We start from the raw sequence: 1,202 nt of genomic DNA on the forward strand, positions 1-1,202 counted from the left end.
GTGCCCTTGCTTGGCCAACTCACGAGCAACCAATGGAGCGTCATCGGCAATAGCCATACGAGAAACTAAAAAGTCTTTCACCTCTTGTGAAAGCGGGTTCACTCTCGTCAGCAGAGTAATAGCTTCTTCTTTCAATCTCGGGTTTTTAGTCGCTGCCATGACCTGTTCAAGAGCAAATGGCGATTTACTCTCTTCGCTGACTTGTGCCAAGCGTACGACCACTTCGGTCGATGGTAACCAACTCACGATTGGCGAGTCAGTTAACTGTTTCGCTAGGTAATCCACCGCTTCAGGAGAAAGGCTATCCAGCTCGCGGATTAACAGTGCTTCACGGGTCTGAACTTGATGTTCGGGGCCAGATAACCACTCTTTCAATTCCAAATCATGCTTTTCAGCGTTCAACACAAACACCAAGGTATTTTGGTCTGCGCGGAATTGTTTAATCAGGCGATTCGCTATAGATGGATAATTAAAGGCTGGAACCGTAAATTCATAGCCATCACCACGCTCTAATACTTGATAGGTTGGCGTGATCGCTAATTGCTGCTCGATGAAGATCGACATTTTCGGTGTCAGCACAATCTTTTGCTGCTCGAGCTTTTTGAGCAGTTGATAGCGTGCGACCTCTTGCTGAGGAAACGTAAGGCGTTCGAGTGCAAAGCGCAGTGAGTTCACTTCATCACGCATCACTAACTCTAACAATTCAGAGGTCTTTTGATTTACTTGGTCATTCTCAAGCCAAGTTTCGACTGTTTGAGGAGACATCTCTGTAGCATACGAAGCACCTACAGGGGCGAATAACAGTGAAGTAGACAGGAGTAATGACGACAACAGTCCATGTTGCATTTTAACTTCCTTGTAACACTTTTGGTTATTCTGCAAGCTGCCGACCAAAAATGCAAATAAAAAGCGCTCCCCTTAGGCAGCGCTTAGTCTTGATTCTCAATAATCAGTCAAGATTACTGACGACGCATTGCGTCAAAGAACTCATCATTGGTTTTTGTCATCGCTAGCTTGTCGATCAGGAATTCCATTGCATCAATTTCGCCCATTGGGTGAACAATCTTACGTAGGATCCACATCTTCTGCAGCTCATCGTTCTTAGTCAGTAGCTCTTCACGACGAGTACCTGAGCGGTTGAAGTCGATTGCAGGGAAAACACGTTTCTCAGCAATCTTACGGTTCAAGTGGATTTCCATGTT

1 protein-coding gene and 1 pseudogene are annotated in these 1,202 nt (G+C 45.5%); both read right to left on the reverse strand.

The features are described 5' to 3' along the window. Positions 1 to 846, reverse strand: an 846-nt coding sequence (locus KIV40_RS27600; protein WP_285352395.1) for a hypothetical protein, incomplete at its 3' end; no start/stop codon positions are given. Between the two features lie 113 nt (positions 847 to 959). After that, positions 960 to 1,202 (reverse strand): annotated as a pseudogene (gene rho / locus KIV40_RS27605) (transcription termination factor Rho); the annotation flags it as partial.

Source organism: Vibrio sp. D173a, from assembly GCF_030248475.1.